The 23982-nt window shown below is 56.0% G+C and carries 26 protein-coding genes; 14 read left to right on the top strand and 12 right to left on the bottom strand.

What is annotated here, in order from left to right; genetic code table 11:
* Positions 1-19: 19 nt before the first annotated feature.
* Entirely contained in the window at positions 20-484 is a 465-nt protein-coding gene (locus tag ACR0DT_RS20290; RefSeq protein ID WP_480712501.1) for an RES family NAD+ phosphorylase, read from the bottom strand.
* A gap of 3 nt (positions 485-487) precedes the next feature.
* On the bottom strand, positions 488-1429 hold the full coding sequence (gene trxB, locus ACR0DT_RS20285; RefSeq protein WP_480712500.1) for a thioredoxin-disulfide reductase: 942 nt from the start codon (positions 1427-1429) through the stop codon (positions 488-490).
* Between the two features lie 226 nt (positions 1430-1655).
* On the opposite strand from trxB, the gene ACR0DT_RS20280 reads away from it, so the two are divergent.
* Positions 1656-2156, top strand: a complete 501-nt coding sequence (locus ACR0DT_RS20280) for an Lrp/AsnC family transcriptional regulator (RefSeq protein ID WP_170490337.1) — start codon at positions 1656-1658, stop codon at positions 2154-2156.
* Between the two features lie 116 nt (positions 2157-2272).
* Here ACR0DT_RS20280 and ACR0DT_RS20275 read toward each other — a convergent pair whose 3' ends face one another.
* The 5 genes from ACR0DT_RS20275 to lgt all read right to left on the bottom strand — a co-directional run bounded on the left by ACR0DT_RS20275 (position 2273) and on the right by lgt (position 6494).
* Positions 2273-3055: a Hint domain-containing protein gene (locus ACR0DT_RS20275; protein WP_480712499.1), complete on the bottom strand. Its 783-nt coding sequence runs from the start codon at positions 3053-3055 to the stop codon at positions 2273-2275.
* A gap of 333 nt (positions 3056-3388) precedes the next feature.
* The gene (locus ACR0DT_RS20270; RefSeq protein ID WP_302476795.1) at positions 3389-3517 is read right to left on the bottom strand and encodes a hypothetical protein; all 129 of its coding nucleotides are present in this window, start codon (positions 3515-3517) and stop codon (positions 3389-3391) included.
* 270 nt (positions 3518-3787) lie between these two features.
* Positions 3788-4546: a peptidoglycan editing factor PgeF gene (gene pgeF / locus ACR0DT_RS20265; protein ID WP_480712498.1), complete on the bottom strand. Its 759-nt coding sequence runs from the start codon at positions 4544-4546 to the stop codon at positions 3788-3790.
* A complete protein-coding gene (locus ACR0DT_RS20260) occupies positions 4543-5610 on the bottom strand; it encodes a class I SAM-dependent methyltransferase (RefSeq protein ID WP_480712497.1) in 1068 nt (355 codons plus the stop codon). The genes pgeF and ACR0DT_RS20260 overlap by 4 nt, the downstream gene beginning before the upstream one ends.
* Entirely contained in the window at positions 5607-6494 is an 888-nt protein-coding gene (lgt, locus tag ACR0DT_RS20255; RefSeq protein WP_480712496.1) for a prolipoprotein diacylglyceryl transferase, read from the bottom strand. Before lgt ends, ACR0DT_RS20260 begins: the two co-directional genes overlap by 4 nt.
* Positions 6495-6591: 97 nt before the next feature.
* Between lgt and ACR0DT_RS20250 the strand changes: the two genes are divergently transcribed.
* The 5 genes from ACR0DT_RS20250 to ACR0DT_RS20230 all read left to right on the top strand — a co-directional run bounded on the left by ACR0DT_RS20250 (position 6592) and on the right by ACR0DT_RS20230 (position 9788).
* Positions 6592-6840 carry an accessory factor UbiK family protein gene (locus ACR0DT_RS20250; RefSeq protein WP_171669487.1) on the top strand — a complete coding sequence of 83 codons (249 nt, stop codon included), beginning with the start codon at positions 6592-6594 and terminating at the stop codon, positions 6838-6840.
* Between the two features lie 314 nt (positions 6841-7154).
* A complete protein-coding gene (locus ACR0DT_RS20245) occupies positions 7155-7655 on the top strand; it encodes a type III secretion system chaperone family protein (RefSeq protein ID WP_480712495.1) in 501 nt (166 codons plus the stop codon).
* Positions 7656-7691: 36 nt separating this feature from the next.
* Positions 7692-8507 carry a pyrroline-5-carboxylate reductase gene (gene proC / locus ACR0DT_RS20240; RefSeq protein WP_480712494.1) on the top strand — a complete coding sequence of 272 codons (816 nt, stop codon included), beginning with the start codon at positions 7692-7694 and terminating at the stop codon, positions 8505-8507.
* Complete coding sequence (locus ACR0DT_RS20235) at positions 8500-8838, top strand: tRNA-binding protein (protein ID WP_480712493.1); 339 nt, start codon at positions 8500-8502, stop codon at positions 8836-8838. Before proC ends, ACR0DT_RS20235 begins: the two co-directional genes overlap by 8 nt.
* The gene (locus tag ACR0DT_RS20230; protein WP_480712492.1) at positions 8838-9788 is read left to right on the top strand and encodes a 2-hydroxyacid dehydrogenase; all 951 of its coding nucleotides are present in this window, start codon (positions 8838-8840) and stop codon (positions 9786-9788) included. The genes ACR0DT_RS20235 and ACR0DT_RS20230 overlap by 1 nt, the downstream gene beginning before the upstream one ends.
* On the opposite strand, the gene ACR0DT_RS20225 is transcribed toward ACR0DT_RS20230, so the two are convergent.
* Positions 9785-10363: a thymidine kinase gene (locus ACR0DT_RS20225; protein ID WP_480712491.1), complete on the bottom strand. Its 579-nt coding sequence runs from the start codon at positions 10361-10363 to the stop codon at positions 9785-9787. The genes ACR0DT_RS20230 and ACR0DT_RS20225 overlap by 4 nt on opposite strands.
* Positions 10364-10719: 356 nt before the next feature.
* Here ACR0DT_RS20225 and ACR0DT_RS20220 point away from each other — a divergent pair, with 356 nt between their 5' ends.
* Together ACR0DT_RS20220 and ACR0DT_RS20215 are read left to right on the top strand one after the other, a co-directional pair.
* Positions 10720-11181, top strand: coding sequence for a hypothetical protein (locus ACR0DT_RS20220; RefSeq protein WP_170347863.1), 462 nt, complete (start codon positions 10720-10722; stop codon positions 11179-11181).
* A gap of 255 nt (positions 11182-11436) precedes the next feature.
* A complete protein-coding gene (locus tag ACR0DT_RS20215) occupies positions 11437-12132 on the top strand; it encodes a hypothetical protein (protein ID WP_480712490.1) in 696 nt (231 codons plus the stop codon).
* A gap of 394 nt (positions 12133-12526) precedes the next feature.
* Here ACR0DT_RS20215 and ACR0DT_RS20210 read toward each other — a convergent pair whose 3' ends face one another.
* From ACR0DT_RS20210 to ACR0DT_RS20195, 4 genes are all read right to left on the bottom strand, one after another.
* Positions 12527-13480, bottom strand: coding sequence for a BMP family protein (locus ACR0DT_RS20210; protein ID WP_480712489.1), 954 nt, complete (start codon positions 13478-13480; stop codon positions 12527-12529).
* Between the two features lie 89 nt (positions 13481-13569).
* The gene (locus ACR0DT_RS20205; protein WP_480712488.1) at positions 13570-14502 is read right to left on the bottom strand and encodes an ABC transporter permease; all 933 of its coding nucleotides are present in this window, start codon (positions 14500-14502) and stop codon (positions 13570-13572) included.
* A gap of 3 nt (positions 14503-14505) precedes the next feature.
* Positions 14506-15591 (bottom strand): ABC transporter permease, encoded by a 1086-nt coding sequence (locus tag ACR0DT_RS20200; protein ID WP_480712487.1) that lies wholly within the window; start codon positions 15589-15591, stop codon positions 14506-14508.
* Entirely contained in the window at positions 15588-17117 is a 1530-nt protein-coding gene (locus tag ACR0DT_RS20195; RefSeq protein ID WP_480712486.1) for an ABC transporter ATP-binding protein, read from the bottom strand. Before ACR0DT_RS20195 ends, ACR0DT_RS20200 begins: the two co-directional genes overlap by 4 nt.
* 163 nt (positions 17118-17280) lie before the next feature.
* Between ACR0DT_RS20195 and gcvA the strand changes: the two genes are divergently transcribed.
* The 6 genes from gcvA to ACR0DT_RS20165 all read left to right on the top strand — a co-directional run bounded on the left by gcvA (position 17281) and on the right by ACR0DT_RS20165 (position 23415).
* Complete coding sequence (gene gcvA, locus ACR0DT_RS20190) at positions 17281-18207, top strand: transcriptional regulator GcvA (RefSeq protein ID WP_480712485.1); 927 nt, start codon at positions 17281-17283, stop codon at positions 18205-18207.
* Between the two features lie 97 nt (positions 18208-18304).
* Positions 18305-18988 (top strand): DUF1989 domain-containing protein, encoded by a 684-nt coding sequence (locus ACR0DT_RS20185; RefSeq protein WP_480712484.1) that lies wholly within the window; start codon positions 18305-18307, stop codon positions 18986-18988.
* Positions 18978-20489: an amidohydrolase family protein gene (locus tag ACR0DT_RS20180; protein ID WP_480712483.1), complete on the top strand. Its 1512-nt coding sequence runs from the start codon at positions 18978-18980 to the stop codon at positions 20487-20489. The genes ACR0DT_RS20185 and ACR0DT_RS20180 overlap by 11 nt, the downstream gene beginning before the upstream one ends.
* Positions 20490-20504: 15 nt before the next feature.
* A complete protein-coding gene (locus ACR0DT_RS20175) occupies positions 20505-21392 on the top strand; it encodes a polysaccharide deacetylase family protein (RefSeq protein ID WP_480712482.1) in 888 nt (295 codons plus the stop codon).
* Entirely contained in the window at positions 21389-22660 is a 1272-nt protein-coding gene (locus tag ACR0DT_RS20170; protein WP_480712481.1) for an amidase family protein, read from the top strand. The genes ACR0DT_RS20175 and ACR0DT_RS20170 overlap by 4 nt, the downstream gene beginning before the upstream one ends.
* A gap of 95 nt (positions 22661-22755) precedes the next feature.
* On the top strand, positions 22756-23415 hold the full coding sequence (locus ACR0DT_RS20165) for an FMN-dependent NADH-azoreductase (protein WP_480712480.1): 660 nt from the start codon (positions 22756-22758) through the stop codon (positions 23413-23415).
* Positions 23416-23982: the final 567 nt, after the last annotated feature.

The raw sequence follows: 23982 nt of genomic DNA, 5'->3' as shown, positions 1-23982 counted from the left end.
CTGGCGCGAATGGGTCAAGCTATGGTTGCGTATAAGGCGGCGTCCACGGGATGGGTTGGGCATCGGCGCAAATCACAGTCGGGGACAGGGTGAACAATACGATATGGCTTAGGTCGGGACGGGACCGAGAGCTGTAGATCAAACCGTCAGCGCCCTTGTCGCGGGCGTGATCAGAAAAAATCCATGTCGGTGAAATGCCGCGTTCTTCGTGGATATCCTGCCAGACGATCGACGCATCGGGCAGGCCCCTGAGATCGACCATCCTTGCGCCAGATACTTGAGCTCGTTGCAATATCCGCGGCGGATCGCTGGCCAAGACATATCGCCGAATGGCAACCCCTGCACCTTCGGCGCTGAGCGAGGCATAGAGACCGATCTGCCCCGAATGGTGAAAACGCCCCTCGGGCGCCCGGGCAGGGGCCAAAGGGGCGTTACACTGGGACAGAAAAAGAATTCTCCAGACTGGGCCGGAGAATTCCAGCATCAGTTATTCCTGTTCCGCCAGAAACCGTTCGGCGTCCAGCGCCGCCATGCAGCCCATGCCTGCGCTGGTAACGGCCTGACGATAGATATGGTCGGTCAGATCGCCTGCTGCGAACACACCGGGTACCGAGGTCTCGGTTGAGCCCGGCTTGGTCACGACATAGCCGCCCATATGGGTTTCCAGCGAGTCCTCTACCAGTTCATTTGCCGGTGCGTGGCCGATAGCGACAAAGACACCTTTACAGGGGATCTCGGTGATTTCGCCGGTTTTTACGTTCTTGACCCGCACACCTTCGACACCCAGAGGAGCATCGGTGCCAACCACTTCTTCCAGCTCGTGGAACCACAGCGGTTCGATCTTTTCGTTCTTTAGCAGACGGTCCTGCAGGATCTTCTCGGCCCGCAGTTCGTCGCGGCGGTGAATCAAAGTGACCTTGCTGGCGAAATTGGTTAGAAACAGCGCCTCTTCCACGGCGGTGTTGCCGCCGCCGATCACAACGATTTCTTGTCCGCGATAGAAAAAACCGTCACAGGTGGCACAGGCCGAAACACCAAAGCCCTTGAACTTTTCCTCCGACGGCAGACCCAACCATTTGGCGCGCGCGCCAGTGGCTAGAATAACGGCATCGGCTGTGTAAGTCGTGCCGTTGTCGCCCTTAGCGGTGAAGGGGCGCTTGCTGATGTCCAGATCGCTAATGATGTCGCCGATGACTTCACAACCCATTGCCTTGACGTGATCCTGCATGCGCACCATCAGGTCGGGGCCTTGAACTTCGGTGTCACCCGGCCAGTTCTCGACCTCGGTGGTGGTGGTTAACTGACCGCCGGGTTCGATGCCCTGAACCAGGATCGGCTCAAGCATCGCGCGGCTTGCATAGACGCCCGCTGTGTAACCGGCCGGTCCCGACCCGATGATCAGAACCTTGGTGTGACGTGTCTCGGTCATGGTACCCCCAACTCGATCTGCCTGATTTGGGCCTGTGGCCCCTGGCGGATGGATATAGCGACCCATGTGCCGCGCTTAAAGCCCCTTACTGATTTGCACCCCTTATAGGCCCGTCAAAGGGCAATCGAAAAAGAACATTGAAAATAAACAATATTGCGCAGTCACGAAAGATTATTGCGCATCTGCTGGGTGCTGATATAACAACCGAAAAATTCAGGAGTATTTAATGGTCGCGATACGGCTGGACGAGATTGACCGCAAGATTCTGGCGGAATTGCAGGCAGACGGTCGCATGACCAATGTCGAATTGGCGAAACGCGTGGGAATTTCAGCCCCGCCTTGCCTGCGTCGCGTACGCACTCTTGAAGAATCAGGCCTGATCCGCGGCTACCACGCCGATGTGAATTCGCGCGAGCTGGGGTTTGAGGTTCAGGTTTTTGCCATGGTCGGTCTGGAAAGTCAGGCCGAATCCGAACTTAGCGCATTCGAGGAACGTTGCCGCGAATGGCCTCTGGTTCGGGAATGCCACATGCTGAATGGCGAAGTGGATTTCATCCTGAAATGCGTAGCGCCTGACCTCAGCAGTTTTCAGCAGTTCCTGACTGGCGAACTGCTGACCACTCCGAACGTGGCAAGCGTCAAGACGTCGCTTGTTATCCGCGGCGCAAAAGACGAACCAGGCGTGCCATTCGACGTTCTTGAGGAACGCATGAGCCGAACCGCCTGAACTCCAGATATTTAGGGTGTGGTTTCATCGGTGGCAGGAGCGCTGCCACCGACACAGAGACCATCCAACTGATTAATAACTGCATAATGCCCCCACATTGCAGAAGTTGCTTTAGACTAGGCGGAAATTGCGTCCACCTCACCATCACCGGCGCGCGGCATGACCAACGGTCCGAAATCGTTTAGTGATTCGATATGCGCGAACAGGTTGAGATAGACCGACCTAAGCGATCGGCTGACCTGGCGAATGGCGTTGGTGCCAGGGTGATATGATTCGAATTGCAGACCGTCTACCCGTATGACCGAATGCCGTTTCAGGCAGATGTGAAACAGCTCGACCGGCGTCGGCGGCAAGGTTTCAATGACGCCCATGCCATCTTGGAATTCGTGAACCGGGGTCAGCATCTGGTCGTCCCCATGCAGATGCCGCAAATGCGCGGGCGTGCCAAGGAGTCTGGCAGCGGGACCAGCGATGACACCCGACATCGGTTTTTGCATCCCGAACGTATCGGCCATGATCCGCGTCAGCGGGCGCGTTCGACCCCGCGAATCCACGCGCCCAGGTATCAGGGTAACTGACCCTTTCCACACGACCGTTTCCGATTCACCATCTTGCGTCAGGACCGTATCACCTGGCAGCAGATCTTCGATTGCCATCGGGCCAAATTCTGTTTCAACCAACGCCCCACGGGTAAAGGCGCAGAACGCATCCTCGAACATTGGCAGGGCAGGCGCGATATGGCGGGTCTGAACTACATCGCCGTTTTTCATCAGCGTACTGACCTCATAGCGCCGTAGCTGCGCCTTGTGTTTTGTGGTTGGTCTTGGCGCGTCACGCAGCAATGCCGACGTTTCAACAGCATTTCTGGCAGCGCGAGATAAAGAATGTGGAATAGCCATTACAATTCCGTCCCCTCTAGAAACCGCGCAGACAGGCAATACCCCCGTACAGGCCAGCCTGATCGGTTATTTCCTTGTCTTGGAAGAAGGCGGTGACTCGCATGGCGACAGAAACACTGAGCGCTTGTTGCGACGGATATTCCTATATCTTTGGTCAGCACATTGACCCCCCAGACAAACTCATACAAACGCGGGCAAAATTGCCAACGCACACACGCCCCGGAATCGAACCGCACAAAATATCGGCGGCTGGTCGCACATCGGGTCGGAGCACCCCTCCGCTGTGCGTCTTGTTTCCCGGAACCGGCAGCTTGGTTCGCGGGATATTCATGATCAGCGTCGGGCCGCCAAACGGCGGGCTACTCTGACCGAGTTGCTGGAAACTCGTTTCCACGGCATTTCCAGCTTTTGCTCTCTGGTGGCCACAAGTACGGCGCTGAGAAAGCGTGATCTTGTCTTCATTTTATTGTCCTGCTCGCTTGGGGATTAAGGCCCCTTTTCCCTTTGAGGCCTTAGTCTGCCCGGCCATTACGGCGGCGATAAGGCTGACCCGGGATGAAATCAGGAAAAATGAAGTTTCGTATTTCCTCTTTTCTGATCTGGTCACGCTCTACTGAAATATCAGCTGATAACCATCTGAGAGCGGACAATAATTATCAAATTGTCGAGATACGAATAGACAAAAAAAATGTGGCAAAAAAGCGGCGGTTTCGCCACAATTGGGGCTCGATCTTAAAGTTTTATGGCGGAAATGAGGCGGCCATAATCGGCCTCTTTCGCGTGTGTCGACCGGCGATACGAATAGAATCTCTCAGGGTCGGAATAGGTGCAATGACGTGTCCATTCAGCTTGTCCAACCCCCGCCTGACGCAACCTGTGCAGCCCGAAGGCAGGCAGGTCAAACTGAAGTCTGTCGCCTGTTCCATTTGCAAAGAATCGTAGGTTTTCAGACGATTCAGCAACAAATTCGTCTAGGAATTCGGGTCCAACCTCATACGCCGCTTGCGAGATTGAGGGGCCGATCACTGCCACAATGCTTTCTCGCTTTGCACCCAGGGATTCCATCGCGTCCAATGTCGCCTCAAGAACCCCGTCCAATGCACCGCGCCAACCGGCATGTGCGGCCCCGATCACGTTCGCGTCAGAATCAGCAAACAGGACCGGCTGGCAGTCAGCCGTGAGAATCGTCAGAGCCAGTCCAGGGGTTGCCGTGACGACCGCATCCGCCTTGGGTTTTTCGCCGTTGATCGGTTCATCGACTACTAGAACTGCGGGTGAGTGGACCTGGTGAATGCCAACAAGCGCTTCGGGTGTAACGTCCATCGCCTGCGCCACCCGCTTACGATTTACCGAAACGGCTTCGGTCTGGTCGGATGAGCCGTAGCCGCAATTGAGGCCCGCAAAAATCCCTGACGATGCACCGCCGCGGCGGCTGAAGAACCCATGGCGCACAGGGGCCAGTAAATCAGAGGTCAGAATTTCCAAGGTCATGGCTCTAATCCCGGTGGTGGGGCGCAAGGGGTAGGGTACAGGCCCAGAACTTTGAACAGGTTTCCCATTTCCTCGGGATGCGTCAACCGGCGATGTGCGGCAATCAGCGCTTCTAGCTCAGACCCGCCGAGGGGGGCGGCCAAGGCCTGTGCGCGGGTCGCGATACCCAGCCGTTCCAGAAATACGCCCTGTGGTGTCAGGCGCGAATGGGCACATCCGGCAGCGCGAGTCGCCACCGCCAGCGGTTCGAAATCCACATGGGCCGTCAGATCAGCCTGACCAGGCTGGTCCAGCGGGTCGGCACGCTGGTGCGCATGCAGCGCTTGAAACGTGTCGCCTAGCGAATGCCAGTCGCCGTAATCCACGATCAGCCCTGCGCCGCCATGGGTGCCTATCCGCGCGGCGATAACAGTGATGACCGGAATGGCGGCGGCACACAGTTCAACTAGATCGCCATCTTCAGTGTCGCCAAGCCGATCCTTCAGCGCGACCTGTTCTGCATGCGGTGCCAGTCCCCAAGTCAACGCGGTGCCGTCTCGGCCAATCAACCGCTCGCGCCAACCATCACCGTCACGCAGGAACTGACGAACAGGCAGCGCATCGAAGAATTCGTTCGCAACCAGAAACAACGGTGCTTGGGGCAGGTCGGCAACCGAGTCGATCCAACGCGGCTTGTGGTCCTTCAAGGTCTGCGCCTGCACATCACGCAGGGCGGGCGAAGCCTCAAGCAAGACAATCTCGGCTGCCTCATTAAAACCCGGCACACGCGCCGTGGCGCGCAGCATATCTGCCATTAATGTACCGCGTCCTGGTCCAAGTTCAGCCAATACGAAATGCTCGGGGTGGCCCTGATCCAGCCAGCTTTGGGCCAGAGACAGGCCAATCAACTCTCCGAACATCTGGCTGATCTCCGGGGCTGTGATGAAATCGCCTTGAGCGCCCAGTGGATCACGGGTTGTGTAATAGCCATGTGTCGGGTGCAGCAGGCATTCGGTCATGTAGTCGGCCACGCTCATCGGGCCGTTCTGCGCGATACGCGCCAGCAGATGATCCTGCAGACTCATGCTTTCGATCTTGCACGCAAGGCGAACCACAAGCCAAGAGCGATCATCGGCAGCGACAGCATTTGGCCCATAGTCAGACCATAGCCGCCCACTTGCCAGGCCAGACCCAGCGGATTCCCGGCCGAAATGAACTGCGCGTCGGGCTGCCGGACGAATTCAACAATGAATCGCGACGCCCCGTAGCCAGCCAGAAAGATGCCCATGATCAGGCCCGGCTTGTGAAATGCGCCGCGCCGATAAGCGAGCCACAACAGTAAGGCGCCTAAAAGCAGGCCCTCCAACGCAGCCTCGTACAGCTGCGATGGGTGGCGCGCGCACATCCCGGCCACAACGCCGGGGCAATCCTGCGCTGCACCGCCGGGAAAAATCACGGCCCACGGCAATTCGCTGGGGCGTCCCCACAATTCTGCATTGATGAAGTTGGCCAACCGCCCCAGCAAGAGCCCCGGCGGCACTGTATGCGCAATCAGGTCGGCCATAGACAGAACAGGTATCTGATGACGTCGCGCGTAAAGATACGAGGCGAGCACAACACCCAGCAGCCCGCCATGGAACGCCATGCCTCCTTGCCAGACCTGCAGAATCTCTAACGGGTTCGAAAGATAGTAGGCGGGTTGATAGAACAGCACGAACCCAAGGCGCCCGCCCAGAATCACGCCGAGGATGATCCAGGTAATCAGATCCTCAAGCTGTTCCGGCTTCATCGGAGGGGTCTTGTCGGGCCACAGGGCCGGGCGGCGCAGCGCTGCTATGCCCAGTCGCCATGCGATCAGAATGCCGACGATATAGGCCAGCGCGTACCACCGCAGCGCGAACTCCATCCCAAACAGTGAGATCGAGAACAATTCGGGCGAAAGATCGGGGAAATTCAAAACAGCCTGCATGTGCGTCTCATTGCCCGGGGTTTGCAGGGCAAGTCAACCTTGAGCCCGGCGTAATCATTCCCCATATAGAGACCAACCGCGAATTCGGAGTAAAGCCATGCAAACCCGCAACAAGATCCTCGACGATGTTTCTCAATTGATGACCAACGCTATGGGTGTGGCGCAGGGCGCGCGGGAAGAAGCTGAGAATGCGATGAAGTCGATGATCGACCGCTGGCTGGCCGACCGCGATTTCGTCACACGCGAAGAATTCGACGCTGTCCGCGCGATGGCTCAGAAAGCGCGTGAAGAAAATGCGGCTCTCGAAGCCCGCATCGCCGCGCTTGAGGCAAAACTGGAAAAGTAACGCCCCAACAATTTGATTTTTGGCTAAAGGTATGCGCCGCGCAATCCGACCCTGGGTTGTGCGGTGTTGTGTATCTTGCCGTCTTGCAGAGTTTTATCAAGACAAAGGTACAATTCGTGCCAATATTTTGATCGCCGTTGCCGACTGTCCACAACTTATTGCTGTTATCCCCAATAAATAGGGTTGCCAGAACCCATCTCGCATCGCACCATATTTAGTACAGGCAGACGGGGAATACCCCGGCTTGTAGAGTAAGCAACTAGCGCTGGGGCGCTGCCAGCCCCTTAAAGGCTAGAGATTAGTGAGGTGGCATTATGGCCCTTTCCGAGCAGTTTCTCGAAGAAGACCTTCATCCGATCGATATTGTCGAACACTTAGCTGAACATCACGACTGGGATTTTGACCGGATCGGGGATGATCAGATTGCTATGGCTGTCGAAGGGCAGTGGCGCACATACTCGATCACTTTGGCTTGGTCGAACTATGACGAAACCCTGCGCATGGTGTGCTCGTTCGAGATGGAGCCTCCGACGGATCGCGAAGCCAAGCTGTATGAGCTGCTGAACAAGATGAATGATCAGTGCTGGGCAGGCGCGTTTACCTACTGGGCCAATCAGAAGCTGATGGTGTACCGCTATGGTCTGGTTCTGGCCGGTGGTCAGATGGCCAGCCCGGATCAGATCGATACGATGATCAACGCCGCCGTGCTGAGCGCCGAGCGCTATTACCCGGCGATCCAGTTGGTCACATGGGGCAATCGTACCCCCGAAGAAGCGATGCAAGTCGCCATTGCAGAGGCCTACGGCCGCGCGTAAAGCTTTGCCCCGAACCGAATGAGGAGAGGGGCAATCATGGACATGTCACGGGTCGCCGAGCAGGGGCTGGTTCTTCTGGGGTGCGGCAAGATGGGATCGGCCATGCTCGCCGGATGGTTAGAGCATGGCCTTCCTGCGTCAGCGGTCTGGGTGATTGATCCGAACCCCTCGGATTGGCTGAAGGAGCAGCGAGTTAATATCAACACTCCGCTGCCCGAGGCCCCTGCCGTGGTGCTGGTGGCAGTCAAGCCGCAGATGATGGGCGAAGCCCTACCTGCAATCAAAGCGCTGGGTGGTGGCGACAGCCTTTTTGTCTCGATCGCGGCCGGGACGTCGATTGCCACGTTCGAGGGTGTTTTGGGCGAAAGTACCCCTATCGTGCGCGCGATGCCAAACACACCTGCGGCCATCCGGCAGGGAATCACAGCGCTGATCGGAAATGCGAATGCTTCGGACGCGGATGTTGCATTGGCCGAAAACCTGCTGTCCGCTATTGGCGAGACCGTTCGGCTGGAAGATGAGGCGCAAATGGACGCCGTTACCGGTCTCAGCGGATCGGGCCCGGCTTATGTTTTTCACCTGATCGAAACACTGGCTGCTGCTGGTCAGGCACAGGGCTTGCCGCATGATTTGGCGATGAAGCTGGCCAAGTCCACCGTGGCCGGGGCAGGGGCTCTGGCTATGGCGGCCGACGAAGACCCGTCGCAATTGCGCATCAATGTCACGTCTCCGAACGGCACAACGCAAGCCGCACTTGAGGTGTTGATGCACGAAGAAGAAGGCTTTCCCGACCTGCTGCACCGCGCCGTCAAAGCAGCAACCGACCGATCCAAGGAGCTGTCCCGTGAGTGAAATTACATTTGACGATTTTCTCAAGGTCGACATTCGTGTGGGTGAAGTGACGCGGGCGGAGCCCTACCCCGAAGCCCGCAAGCCCGCGATCAAGATGTGGATCGACTTTGGTGATGAGATTGGTGAACGGAAAACCTCGGCCCAGGTCACTGCGCATTACGATCCATCAACTTTGGTGGGCAAACAGGTGATGGCCGTTGTGAATTTCCCTCCGCGCCAGATCGGCCGGTTCATGTCCGAAGTTCTGGTGCTGGGCTTGCCGGATGAAAACGGTGAGGTCGTTCTGATTGGCCCAGATGGCGAAGTTCCTATCGGCGGGCGGATGCACTGATGAAATTGCTGATCACCCGCCCAATGACCGCCGCCGTCGAGGCACGTGCTCGTTCCACGTTCGACGTTGAAATCCGCACTAATACGCTGCCCATGCCGTCTGAAGAAATGCTTTGCGCACTAAGAGAGTTCGACGTGGTCGTGCCCACTTTAGGCGACCAGTTCTCGGATCAGATATTTGCTGATGTCCCCAGCCCCCGTTGCAAGCTGCTTGCCAATTTTGGGGTCGGTTACAACCATATCGACGTAGAAGCCGCGCGCACCGCCGGTGTTGCCGTCACCAACACGCCGGGCGCCGTCACCGATGCAACGGCCGATATTGCCATGACCCTATTGCTGTCCACGGCCCGCCGAGCGGGTGAGGGCGAACGACTGGTCCGCGCAGGTGAATGGCAAGGATGGCATCCGACGCAGATGCTGGGCCATCATGTGACTGGCAAGCGTGTCGGCATTGTTGGTATGGGCCGGATTGGTCAGGCCATTGCCCGGCGCTGTCATTTCGGGTTCGGGATGCAGGTTTTGTATCAGTCGCGCAGCCCGAAGGACGTAGAGTTTCCTGCTGAATACATCGCCGATCTATCGTCTTTGGCGGCCTCGGTCGATTTCCTTGTGATTGCAGTGCCCGGTGGGGCCGAAACCCGACACTTGATCAACGTGCAGGTGCTGGAGGCCATGAACCCATCCGGCATCCTGGTCAATATCGCCCGCGGAGAGGTCATTGACGAGACCGCCCTGATCACCGCTCTACAATCCGGCCAGATCGCGGGCGCCGGCTTGGACGTCTACGAATTCGAACCCGCCGTTCCTCAGGCCCTGCGCGACGTGGACAACGTGACCCTTCTGCCGCATCTGGGCACAGCCACCGAGGAAGTGCGCAGCGACATGGGCCATATGGCGCTAGACAACGTAGAGGCCTTTGTCGCGGGGCGCGCGTTGCCGAATCCGGTTTAAGACCCGACCGCTTCGCGCCAATGTTTGCGGCAGAGCGAGACGTAAGTCTCGTTCCCGCCGATCTGCACCTGTGCGCCCTCGGTGATGGTGTTGCCGTTTTCGTCCTGACGAATCACCATTGTCGCCTTGCGCCCGCATTTGCAGATGGTGCGTACCTCGCGCATTTCATCAGCTAGGGCCAGCAGGGCGGCTGAGCCGGGAAACAGTTGCCCCTGAAAATCCACCCTCAGCCCGTAGGCCAGAACCGGTACTTTCAGGTCATCCACCGCACGGGCCAGTTGCCAGACCTGATCTTCCGTCAGAAATTGCGCCTCATCGACAAAGACACAGGCAATTTGGCCCTTGCCCAGCCGTGATTTAATCATAGCAAAGACATCATCTTCGGTTGCGAAAGTATCGGCGTCCGCAGCAATCCCGATCCGCGATGCGATCTTTCCAACACCGGCACGCCCATCCAGTGCTGCGGTCATCAGATAAGTGTGCATCCCTCGCTCACGATAGTTGTGCGAGGCCTGCAGCAACACGGTCGATTTACCCGCGTTCATGGTGGAATAATTGAAGTAAAGCTTTGCCATGCGCCCGGGTCTAAATGGCAAGACCGGACTGGGCAAGATATCAAAAGCCGTTAAAGAAGCGACGTCGCCATTGTCATTGCAGGGACTGAGCTTACGCTCAAAGGGGATGGATCCCCCGCGCCCACAACAGCGACGCCGTCGGCCAACATGCGGCCTATACAAAGCGGAGTATAAATTGCACCCCGCGATCACTCATTACCGGCCGGAACGGCCGCCACTCACTCACAAAACCCCTGCATATCTGAGGGATAGCCAATTTATGACATTTCAATTATGAATCGAGTATGGGAAAATTCCTGTCCCTTTCCCCCACAGTGGCAGATCTTGTGGGCGAGGCAGGCAGCAAAGGTAAAAACATGGCAGATATCGGGGCCTACCTGAAAAAGCACACAGAGGCGTTGGTCAAAGACGTCGGCATTGAATCCGCGTGTGAAATCACGGGTAAATCCAAGGCGACTCTGGGGCGGTATTATTCAGACAACGCCGAACACGCCGACCGGTTTATGCCCGTGGATGCTGTGGCCCGGCTTGAGGCCGTGTCGAACTATCCGCACGTGACCTCGGCGCTGGCTGACCTGAAGAACATCACGCTGTCTTATGACGGTCGCAACACTGAAAGCCCGCGCACCGGCGGGGTGAATTCCGACGTCATCGCGCTGAGCCAGCGGTTTGCCATGCTGATGACCGAATACCAGGCCGCTATCGAAGACGGCATCATCACCGTGAACGAAGCCAAACGCCTGTTGAAGGAAACCAGCCTGCTGCAACAGGTGCTGATAGAGATGAAGCTGCACCTGGAAGAAGAAAGCGTGAGCTGAGGCTGATCGTTAACCTTCCCGTGAGGAAAGTTTGCCGACGCGGGCTTCGAAGGTCTGATTTGTCCACATCTCGGAATTTGCAAAGCTCAGTTGTGAATGTCTGCTTCGGGCTGCCACCGATCGCTGATACGGGGTGCAGAAGACTTCAGCAACGAGCCCAAAGTAACAATCTGAACCTGAGGGTTTTCCAAGTTGCGAGGAACACTCGATAGTCTATAGATGCACACACATAGACTGGTTTCGCTTGGAGCAAAAATGGGCGTAAAAGGTGTGAGAGCCGGGGTATCAATAAGGGTAGCAATTTCCTGCTTTATTCTTCTGATAGCTTTACCTGCTGCTTCGAAAGAAGGCTTCGATCCTCAGGACTATTTTGTAAAACCAGATGAAGCCGATATGCCAGATTTGGCAAACCGTTGGTGGCAGTGGTTTTATAGTATTCCGAAGATACAGAACCCGAGACTTGATTCTACCGGAATACACTGTGCTGCTATGCAATCAGGAGGCGTCTGGTTTCTTGCCGATGCCGAACCCGGCGAACTCATTGAACGGAAGTGTCAGGTACCTTTTGGGAGAAGCCTTTTCTTTACAGTCATTAACAACATCGGTTGGACGCCTCCCGGTGTTGAACAGAGTTGTGACGAGGCTAAGGCGTGGGTAGATTTTGAGCCAGTTTCGAGTGACGTTATCGAAGTCAAACTAAACGGGACGCCATTTCCAAATCCTGCATTGCATCTTGTTGGATCGTCAGATTGCTTTGATATTCTTGCCCGAATTCCCAGTGAGTACAATCCGCCGAGTTATTATCCATCCGCAACTGATGGCTATTGGTTCATGCTTAAACCTCTTCCGGTCGGCACCTACGACTTGTCAATTTTGGCTGTTTCAAAATGGGACGGCGGTCAAAATACTCTCCAAAACGTGCGTTATTTGATCGAGGTGGTACCAGAATAGTTTTTAACGGCGACAGGAAAACCTGAAAGGCGGCTTCGTCCGCATTTCGCGAGTTCAGGCAGCCTTTGAATTTGCGCTCGCAGCGAACGACGACGAAGAGCCCAGTTTGACCGACGCTGAAATGCGCATGGATGTCTGGTCACAGATTTTGCAAGGATGATGTTGATTGAGCGTTTTGCATGGTTGGATCTTAGGCAGTCCTGAATTTGTTCAATTTCGGGTGTTGTCGAACTGATGATCAGGAATAGAAAGCATAGAGATTCCGGCGAAATTGGGGGTATCGCAATCCCACGCGGTACAAGCGAAAGGCTTCAATTATTGATTTCTCCAATACTAAAAAATGCCCCCAGTCTTGGGGGCGAGAGTAATAAGAGGAGCGATTATTAGGGATTCCTTATTGTGGATTTACAACCAAAGTGCCTGACTTCATGGCGTCGATCAGTTTGTTGACTTCATCCACAACTTCCAACGGGATATCTGGGTGGAACGACCCGATCCGCATGGCCAGTTCATTGCCCATATCCGCCCGGTAGAGTGCACCTTCCAGTTTTCCAGCAGCTGCCAGTTCCAAGTAGGACCGCATGTTGCCTCGGACATCCAGAATAGCGGACTGCAGGATTTCCGGCCATTCGTTGAGCGCATCACGATAGATGCCGATGCCATAGACGCCTTTTTCCTGAACGGCCTGCATGGAGCCCAGCGTCGCGCTGTCCATTGTCGGCCAGACGACATCGGCGCCTTGGGAAATTTGGTTCAAAGCAGCTTCTTTGCCCTTGGCGATGTCATCCCAGTCGCCGGTCCAGGTTACCAGAACTCTGACGTCCGGATTGGCCGCTTTGGCCCCTGCTTCATAGCCAGCAACGGTGTCGGTCGTGAATTTGAACTGTTGCGCTGCGATTATGCCAATGGTGCCTGTGTCTGACATGGAGCCCGCGACGTAGCCCATCAGATAAGCGATTTGACTGAAATAGAAATCCGCGTTGGCAATGTTTTCTTTTGTGCCCATTCCGTTGTTCACCATGAACATGGTTTCCGGGAAGCGTGCTGCGACACGTTCCACTGCGTCCTGGAACTCTCCGCCGTGACCGATCACAAGGTCATACCCCCGGCGCGCGTAGTCGCTCAGGACTTCGATTTGTTCCGGCTGATGCACGCTTTCTGAAAAAGCGGCTTCAAAGCCAAGCACTTCACCTGCCTTGGTAAGACCTTCGAATCCGGCTTGGTTCCAGCCATTATCAGAGATCGATCCGGGCATAACGATCGCGGCGCGTTCGATCCCCTCAGCGGTCGCAGGCCCGGCCAACATCAGTACCGCAAGCCCCGCTAATAGTTTGGACTTCAATTGCATTGTTGTTCTCCCATATTGGATATGTGTTGTCAGGGTGACGGGAGGATCGCGACGTGAAAAACGATGGTTTCTCACGTCACGGCTGAGATTTATCGATGCTCTCGGTCGTAGGGCAGTCCAACGCTTGCAGGTGCGCTGGCCTTGGCGCCGAGGACCACGAGTGCGATGAGCGATGCGAAGTAAGGCAAGATCAGGAAGAGCTGATAGGGAATCTCTGGCGAGGTGAATTGCAGTTTGAATTGCACCGCATCACAGAAGCCGAAGAAAAGCGCCGCGCAGATCGCGCCGATGGGCGACCAACGTCCTAAGATGATAGCCGCAAGCGCAATGAAGCCTTTGCCCGCGCTCATGCCTTCCGCAAACACATAGACTTGCGATAAGACCAGATGCACCCCTGCCAGTGCCGCGAGGGCTCCGCTGACTACGATTACGAGATATTGCATGCGAAAGACAGGAACCCCGGCCAAGTCCGCGGCCTTCGGGTTTTCGCCAACGGCGCGAAGATCCAGACCCTTGTGGGATTTCATCAGCCAGAACCAGGCGGCTATTGCCAATCCGATCAAAAGGTAGAACAGCGGATCCTGGGAGAACAGGGACGGGCCAACGACGGGAAGATCTGACAAGAAGGGAATATCGATCTGCGAGAACCCGTTTACCCGCGCCCCTCCGGCCTGAGCACCAAATATCTGACGGGACAGAAAAGCTGTGAGTCCGGCCAGCAGCAGGTTGAGGCCGATACCGCCAACCAGCTGGTTGATGCGCAGCCGGATCGACATATACCCAAGCAGAAGGCCGGAGATCAGGCCGCAAATGATCCCGCATCCGAGCCCGATCATGGCAGAGCCCGTTGCGAAAGAACCAGCAGCGGCGCCAAGCGCTCCGGCGAGGATCTGACCTTCGAGACCGATGTTGTACAGCCCGCCACGTTCCGCAATCACCCCGCCAAGGGCAGCAAAAGCAATTGGCGTACCCAATCGGGCGGTTCCGGCAAGGACGTCGCCAAGCAAAACAAGATCAATCATAGCCTATGCCTCTTTCTTTTGGCGTTGTGTTTGGCGGCGCAGCCGCAGGTTTTTTGCCAGTGGTTTCAAAATGGATATTGACCTGGTTCGCGGTGTCACGAGGGCGGCGGCGACCAGAACCACAACGAGCCCCTCGACCACTTCGATGACGGAACTGTCGACCCCGACGGCACGTTGCATCGTTCCCGCGCCGGCAGAAAGCCCGGCAAGGAACAGCGCGGTCAAAGGCGCGACAATTGGGTTAAGAGCCGCAAGGAAGGCGACGACAATTCCGTCATAGCCGTAGCCATCGCTAAACAGGTGGAACAGGCGGTACTTCAACCCGATCACCTCGATTGCGCCGGCCATGCCTGCAAGGCTGCCGCCAATCAACATGGCGCGGATGACGGTCTTTTTCTGGTCCACACCGGCGTAGGCCGCAGCGCGGGCATTGCGCCCCACAAGATCCAGTTGGAAGCCCGATGGCGTGAAGCGCAGCCAGAAATACAAGATGATCGTCATGCCCAGCCCGAAAGCAAAGCCCGCATGGGTATCAGATTGCGGCATCAGAATAGGCAGGCGATAGGCTTCTGAGACTTCCTCCGAATAAGGATATGGCGCGCCTTCAGCCAATAGCGGCCCAGCCACGGCATAGCTGACGATGTGGATCGCAATGAAGTTCATCAACAGCGTGACGATGACCTCATTCGTGCCCCGATAGGCTTTGAGATACGCAGGAATTGCCGCCCAGAACGCCCCGCCGGCGGCGGCGGCGATAAATATCAGCGGCACGCCCAAGAGACCGGGCAGATCGGGGATCGCCAAAGCAAAGACAGCGCCAAACAACCCACCAATATAGATCTGTCCTTCGCCACCGATGTTGAACACACCGGCGCGCATCGGGATGATCACGGCCAGCCCGGCCAGAAGCATCGGCGAGGCTTTGACCAAAGTATTGGAGAAACCCCAGTAATTCAGGAAAGATTCCAGAAACAGAACCTTATAGGCCTCAAACGGGTTGTGCCCGTCGAGCAGGATCAGCACGCCGCCAACGCTCAGCGCTAACAGTAAGGCAATCGCAATTCGGCGTTGCATGGTAAACCTGTTCATTGTACCTCCTCCGGCGCTGCGGTCATCAAGAGCCCGATGTCTTGAAGAGTTGTGTTTTCTGGATCGACAACACCCGTGATCCGACCAAAGGCCATCACGGCGACGCGGTCAGAGATGTCGAGCACATGTTCAAGTTCAGTGGAGATATAGAGAACCCCCACGCCGCTTTGGGCGACGGCACGGATCTGGTTCTGAACAAATTCCGTTGCGCCGACGTCAAGCCCTTTAGTCGGCTGTACGACGACCAAAAGATTGCGCGCCCGGGCCACTTCACGGGCCAGAACGATCTTTTGTTGATTGCCACCGGATAGAGCCGAGGCGTTCAATTTTGGGTCAGGGGGCCTAATGTCAAAGGCCGCGACCACGTCGCTTGCGATCTCGTGCATCGCGCGCCGGGAAATCAGACCGCCTGACATGAACCTGTCATCACCAATGGATCGAAAAGCAAGATTTTCTTCGACACTGAGTGACAGAACCAAGCCTTCGGCATGTCGGTCCTCGGGCACAAAGCCGATGCCATCTGCAATGCGCGAAGTGATGGAGGCGCTTGATATCTCCTTGCCATTAAGGTGGATGGTGCCGCTGGTTTGCCTTTTGAGGCCGGTGATCACCTCGCTCAACTCCGTCTGACCATTGCCATCGATCCCGGCGATTCCAAGGATTTCGCCAGCCTTCACGGAGAGGGTCAGATCCTGCAGGATTTCCGCGCCGCCTGGATCGATCAGGCAGACATCAGAGACAACCAGAGCGTCCGGTGCTGAGCTGGTGTCGTTGCGCGCCTTTTTGGCCTTGGGCGTCTCGACCGTTTCGCCGGTCGGCTTGTCTCCCATCATAAGCGCTGACATCTGGGCCATAGGCGTGGTCGCAACTGGAAGAACTCCCTCGACACGCCCATGGCGCATTATCATGACGCGATCGGCAATTTCGCGGATTTCATCGAGCTTGTGGCTGATGAAAAAGACAAGGCAGCCGTTGGCGACCAGCTTGCGCACCCCTTTGAGAAACGGCGCGACTTCGGTCGGGGCAAGAACGCTGGTGGGTTCATCCAGGATCAGGATCGATACATCGCGAAACAGCGCCTTAAGGATTTCCACCCTTTGCTTCATGCCCACAGGCATTTCCGTGACGCGGATGTCAAAATCGACGTTAAAGTCAAAGTCGCTGCAAAGCTGCCGAATGCGCGCCCGCGCTTCTGCACCCCTCTTTGTGCTGGGCAAGCCGATCAGAATGTTCTCTTCGGCGTTCATTGCGCCGACCAGGCTGAAATGTTGGTGGATCATGCCGATCCCATGCTCAATAGCTTTTGCTGGGCTGGTCACCGAAACAGGTGTTCCGCCCAGTTTGATTTCGCCGTTATCGGGCTGATACAGACCGATCAAAACGCTTGCGAACGTGGTTTTCCCCGCTCCGTTCTCGCCCAAAATCGCAATGCACTCGCCCTTGGAGGCCAGCAGATTGACGTTGTTCAATGCACGAACGGCGCCAAACGACTTATCGATGCCGGTGACTTTCAAAAATGGATCCAAGACAACCTCCCAACTTTCACGCAAATTCAAGAGAGAATGCCCTATCTTCTCAAATTAGATGTTTTCACCTCACAGCTGAGAAATTCGTCCACATGTGAACTGGCAATCGGGTTAGAGTGGAGCGACGAAATAGCATCGCATCAGGAGAGCAAAGCCGCGCGTTATGGCGAAGATACCGTCGTTGAAAAGCATTCAGGCCTTCGAAGCGGCCTGTCGGCATCTGAGTTTCAAGGATGCCGCCGATGAATTATGCGTCACTCCGACTGCCATTTCCCATCAGATCAAATCGCTGGAGGATCAACTTGGGGTGCCCCTGTTCCACCGGCTGACCCGCGCCTTGAAATTGACGGAGGATGGGGCCAATTACGCGCCCCACATTATTGAGGCCTTCAAGAACATCGAAGCCGCCTCTCTCGCGCTGGAGGAAGACGACCTTGCAGGCACATTGACAATCTCAACCACCGGATCCTTTGCCGCCAACTGGCTTAGCCCGCGGCTGCGAGGCTTTTACGAGAAATACCCGGAGATTTCGGTAAGGGTTCTATCTAGCGATCAACTGGTGGATTTCAAATCCAGCGATGTGGATGTGGCCATTCGGTATGGCTTTGGCGATTATCCTGACAGCAATGTGGCTTGGGTCTTGAATGACTGGGTAGCCCCTGTCTGCAGCGTGGAAAAGGCGAAGTCACTGAGTTCCCCCGAAGATCTTCTGAAGTCTCGTCTGATCGAATACCAATGGAGCGGGTTTTCTGATGCGGATCCGAGTTGGGAGCGCTGGATGGACGCGGCTGGCTTGCAGACTGGTGATGTCGAGCCCTATGTCACTTATTCCGAGGAACACATCTGCTTGCTGACGGCATGCGATGGTCATGGTGTGGCCCTGGTCAGCCTTTTGGCCGCCGCGCGTTTTCTGGAACGTAATATGCTGGTCGCCCCCTTTGACACGGCATTGAAGAACAAGAGCTATTTTCTCGTCTGCCCGGAAACTTACGCCAATCGTGCACGCGTTCGTGTGTTCCGGGAATGGCTATTGGACCAAGCAGATGACTTTCGCGACAGCGCCGTTGGTCAAAGGTTTTTTGAAGAATAGCATGACCGCAACGACCTAATCCGTCGCTTGAAATTTTGTCATTTCTAAATTGCCGAGAAGCATGCGTTTCTGAACTCCTAATCAGGAGTTCTTGCGCATGCAAAGTTTTGCCCCTTCCCAACCCGATAGTTTCAATCAAACTCTGGACAGCACGGTCTCTGCCGACGGCGCCCCGGTCATTGCAAAACGGTATACGGTGCCAGCACGTTGCGGTGTCGCGGCGCGTTTGAAAGCTGGTCAGACTTTGACCATCATCAACCCGACCGGCTGGCAAGTCTGCGATTTCTGGGCCTTCAATGCGGCAGAGCTGCAAGAATATTTGTCTATGCCGCATGTGCATACGGATCTTCTGTCTGTTTTCCCAAAGGTCGGTGACAGGTTGGTCAGCAATCTGCGCAATCCTCTTCTGACGCTGACCCAAGACACATCGCCGGGTGTTCATGACACAACGGTCGCCGCTTGCGATGCCAACCGGTACAAGCAATTGGGCGTTACTGATTACCACGACAATTGCGCCGACAACTTGAGGCAGGCCTTGCTTGCTATCGGGAAAAAAGCACCGCATGTGCCAGCGCCCTTCAATCTGTGGATGAACGTCCCAGTTCACCCTGATGGCAGCCTTGCCTGGGCTGCGCCCGTGTCAAAGGCGGGGGATAGCATAACATTCAAAGCTGAGATGCCAGTCTACGCCGTGATGTCGGCCTGCCCGCAAGATATCACTCCAGTCAACGGGGACGAAGGCAAACCCAGCGCGCTGGAATTTGTTGTTCATGACAGCTAATGGCGGCGACATATTTTCTGCCCGCTGGATCATCGAAGATGCTTTTCACAGTCACAACGACTTCGCTCTTTATGTTCTAGACGGTAGAATAGGTGACTTAGCACCTCTGGCCGTATTGAAGTCACGTTATCCCAGCGCAAGGGTGCACTCGGACACAAACACGGCGATCCTGCCCGGGTTTGTGAATGCTCATCACCATTGTTATGGGGTGAACCTGATCAACCAAGGGATACGGGATGACCTGTTAGAGCCTTGGATTTTCGCCTCCGCTGGCGCAGCCGACATTGCGCCGCGCCTCGCCACCGAATACGCGGCACTGCGCTTGCTGAAGAATGGGGTAACGGCTGTTGTGGATGCCTGCACCGCGGGTCAGACAGCGGCCATTGCCGAAGCGAAGATAAGGGACAAAATCGCCGTATATAATGCGCTTGGCCTGTCCTGTGCCATCGCGCCGGGCGAGAGATGGCACAACCAGCTTGTGCATCCATATGGGCAAAGCCAATCGTTTCTGGTCACCTTGCCCGAGGTTCTGCGACGCAAACTGCAACGCCAGTACGTTGCGCGCACACGTATTGAACCGCGGAGCTTTGTGCGGCTTCTGTCGCGGACGTATGGCGAATACGAGGCTTCTGAATGCGCTGATGTGTGGTTTGGCCCAACGGCACCGCATTGGACGGGCCGTGAGGCCCTGCGCGACATCGCCAGGGATGTTCGCGAAAGCGGCCAGCGCATTCACACCCATGCCGAAGAGTCTCGGCTGCAGCACCTGTCGGCTTCAGCCTGGAGTTTTCAGGGTGCCATCGCAGAATTGGGCAAAGCTGGCCTACTCACTGACGGCTTGTCTTTGGCGCATATGGTCTGGACGGACGAAAAAGATCTGGCGCGAGTGGCCGAGGCGCGCGCGCATATCGTGTGCAATCCTAGCTCCAATTTGCGGCTGCGGTCCGGCATTGCACCCGCGCCATTGATGAAGCGGATGGGCATCAACCTCGCACTGGGGATGGATGGGACCAGCCTGGCAGGCGATGACGATATGTTCGCCGAAATGCGTCTGGCGCAAAGCCTTTATTGGTCGAGTGATCGAGCGAACCCTAGCCTGACCGCGAAGGATGTTTTCGACATGGCCACTTTGGGTGGCGCGCGTTTGATGGGTATGGATCACAGCATCGGAAGCCTGTCCGTCGGCAAACGCGCCGACTTTGTGATCCTGCGCCTGGACCGTCTTGAAGGTCCCTGGTTAGACCCCGGCATTGATCCGGTTGAGCTGTTGGTCAGCTCGGCAAAATCCACGGACATCCAGAGCGTCTTCACCGGTGGACAACTGGCCGTTTCGCACGGCGAGGCCCAAAAGTGCGACGAAAAGACAATTCTTCAAAACATCACCGACGGCATGCAGCGCGCCGCGGATCAAAGGCTGAGCGCCAGTGAATATGCCGCCGTCAAATCCGCATTGCAGCGCTGGTATGACGATTGGCTGACGAACAACGCCCCGCAATTGTGACAGAGGAGCAAGACCATGCAGAAGAAGATAATCTGGCCAAACGGCGCGCGATGCGCCTGTGCGATCACCTTTGATATCGATGCGGACAGCCTGATCCATATAGCAAAACCGGTCGACGGGCATGATCGCCTCTATCCGATCTCCATGGGGCGCTACGGGCCGACGGTTGCCATCCCTCGGATACTAGAAACCTACAAACGTCTCGGGCTGAAACAGTCCTTCTTCGCACCCGGATGGGTCGTGGAACAATATCCAGATGCTATGCAAGCCATCCTGAAAGATGGTCATGAAATCGGCCATCATGGCTATTTGCACGAAGACCCGACAAACCACAGCTCGTCTGAACAAGCCTATTGGTTTGAACGCGCGCTGGAGTCGCATAAGCGGGTTCTGGGAAATGTGCCAAAAGGCTATCGCGCACCGGTTTACAATGTAACGCAAGCCGTCATCGACCTGCTGAACAAGCATGAATTCGACTATGACAGTTCGCTGATGGCGGATGATTTGCCATATCTCATGCGATCCGGCGGGCGGACTTTAGTCGAACTTCCATCGCATTGGGGGACCGACGATTGGCCGCAGTTCGCCCACTTTGAGGAGATTGGCTACATGATGCCCGTCGCCGGGCCACGCGCCGGGCTGACCCCATTTTGGGAGGAATTCGAAGCCCAATACGAAGAAGGTGGCTTCTGGATCGGCATCTGGCATCCCTTCCTGACCGGGCGTTTGGCGCGGTGGCGGCAGGTGGAAGACTGGATGGAAACCATCTTGAACAGGGGTGACGTCTGGTTCGCCACTCTCGGAGAGATCGCGCAGCACGTGCGCGCGCAATATGAGGCAGACCGGCAAAGCGTACGGGTTGAAGAACTGCCCTATTATAAGGCTCCGGTCCTGACGACATGAATATCCTTCAACGAGCGCGCGACTTCCTGGCTTCCCTAGATACGCAGCGCGAGGTATTCCTTAGCATAGCGCCAGATAGACTGTTGCAGGATGCCCGATCTGCCGCCGCGCGGCGGGCCGCAGGGAGGCTGCTTGGCCCGTTGGACGGCCAGTTTCTTGCAGTGAAGGCCAATATCGACGTGCAAGCGCTCCGAAGCCATGCGGGATCTTTGGCCATCGATCCTCAACCAGCAGACAATGACGCCCCGATCGTGGCCAAGCTCCGTTCTGCGGGCGCGATAGTTCTGGGCCATGTGAACATGTCGGAGCTCGCCTTCTCCGGGCTCGGAGTTAATCCGCATTTCGGCACCCCTCTAAATGCGTTAGATAGCACAATGGTGCCTGGAGGGTCCTCGAGCGGTTCGGCATCGGCCGTTGCCTTGGGCTTGGCCGACATCGCCTTAGGCACCGATACTTCCGGCTCCGTGCGCATTCCGGCCGCCTGTCAGGGCCTTGTGGGGTTTCGCCCAACTATGAACCGCTATGAAAGCGCCGGGATTTTACCTCTGGCACCTTCCTTGGATACGCCAGGCTCACTTGCCTTAAACGTCAGTCAGATTTGCGCTGTAGATCGCGTTTTGTCGGATTGCAAAAAAACCGGGCACGCCTGCCGTCAAATTCTGTGCCTGAGAGAAGATGCCCTGGTGGGATTTAACCTGGAAATCAAGGCCATGTACGAACAGGCCCAGCAGCATTTGTCCGAGCACGGCATCGAACTGGAAAGGGTTGATATCCGAAGTTTCACTCGTGTCACGGAGATCTTCCAAACCTATGGAACGCTGGTGAGTGCCGAAGCCTTTCGTCTTCTGTCAAATCTGGTCGGAGACCAGCAGGCCAGACTGGACCCAAATTTGCAGGATCGCCTTGCTCAGGCGGCTTCAATCCTTGGCACAGATCTGGAGGCATTGCTGGAAATCCGGCGGGCCCTCATCCCGGACTTTGGCAGGGAACTGGCAGGGAAGATGCTGCTTTACCCGACATTGCCGTCGTACCCGCCGTCTGTTCAGGCTGTGACCCGCGATAAAGGAGTCTTTGCACGGGAAAACGCCCGTATCCTGTCGGTATCGATGAAAGCCGCTTTCCTCAATGCCCCAACAATTTCCATTCCATTTGGAGACCGGAGACCGGGGGTCAGCCTATCTTTGAGCGGCGGCGCAAACAGGGACGCGGATGTACTTGCGACGGCGTGTCATCTGGAGAAGATTTTTTCAGCGATTAGAGATGGCTGAGGTCAGTTCACTCTATTCAGAATTCTCTTCATTTGTACCTTCGCGTCTCTGGCCTCACCTTTGAATAGTTCATTGCAAACTGACTAGGTGACAAGATGACCACAATCCTGAGAATTGACGCCAGCGTGCGCCGCACCGACAACCCTGTTGCGGCCTATAACTCCATTTCCCGTGCTTTGGCGGACAGTTTCGTGGAAGAATGGAAAACGGTTGATCCGAGCGTCGAAGTTATTGTGCGTGACGTCGGAATGGCCCCGCCGGATTTCATTTCCAACGATTGGATCGCGTCCGTCTTTACAGCAGAAGAGGAACGCACTCCTGAACAGAGCGCTTTGATCAGCTTGTCTGATACGCTGATTGACGAGATCGACCGCTCCGACATCCTTTTGATTTCGACGCCCATGTACAACTACGGCATGCCCGCAGCCCTGAAGGCTTGGTTTGATCAGATCATCCGGATCAACAAGACATTTACGTTTGACTTGGCGCGCGGTGACTTCCCTCTGGAACCGATCATGTCCGGCAAAACACTGGTGCTGCTGACATCGGCTGGCGAATTCGGCTTTGATGAGGGTGGAATTCGCAATGACTCGGGTCACCTATCTGCGCATATCGGCACATTGCGCAAGTACCTGGGCGCAGAACGCATGTTCGAAGCTGCGGCCGAGTATCAGGAATTCGCCGATGAGCGTCACAAAGCTTCGGTCGCCTCAGCTCAGGCCCAGGCACGTCACATTGCGCGTGAGCTTGCCTAACAGTTAGCCAATCTATGGAAAGTAGAACCTGATGAAATGAACAGGTTCTACATTTCCAACTGATCACAGCTCAAGGTGTGTAAGTCAGGTGGTTCTGTCCTGCGCCCTTACTTGAGTGGTTCAAGTCGCTAAAGATACGAAACGGCAGCGAATGTAGTTATAGACCTTCATTTCAGATTGGCGGATAGTTTGAACCAATCTTTTGAAACAACATCCCCTTATTCGCTTTCCAGATTCGAAAGCAGACTTTGTTACGTTTCGTTTTAAAGGCAGATTTGTCCGCGACTTTATCCTCGCCCTCCAAGTGCTCGCCGCGCCACGAACGAATGGCAGGCTTTTCCGCCGCCCAGCAGCGCCAAGAACCCCGCAGACGCAGCAATTTTCGTACTGCGTGCGCGCGCAGCACTAGATCACTATGACCGCTTTGGGCTCGATGCGGACGTTCCGTAAAATTCAGTGAAAGCCCGTTTTGCGGGGATACTGTTGAAAAAGTCTGTTGATTGGTTGCTGTTGTCCTGATTCACTTGTTTTGAGAGTGGGAGGGCGCGGCGATGATGGGACCGAGGC

This window comes from Ruegeria sp. BI11, from assembly GCF_056538005.1.
The sequence above is the reverse complement of the archived record's forward strand: the minus strand, read 5'-3'. Positions and strand labels throughout refer to the sequence as shown.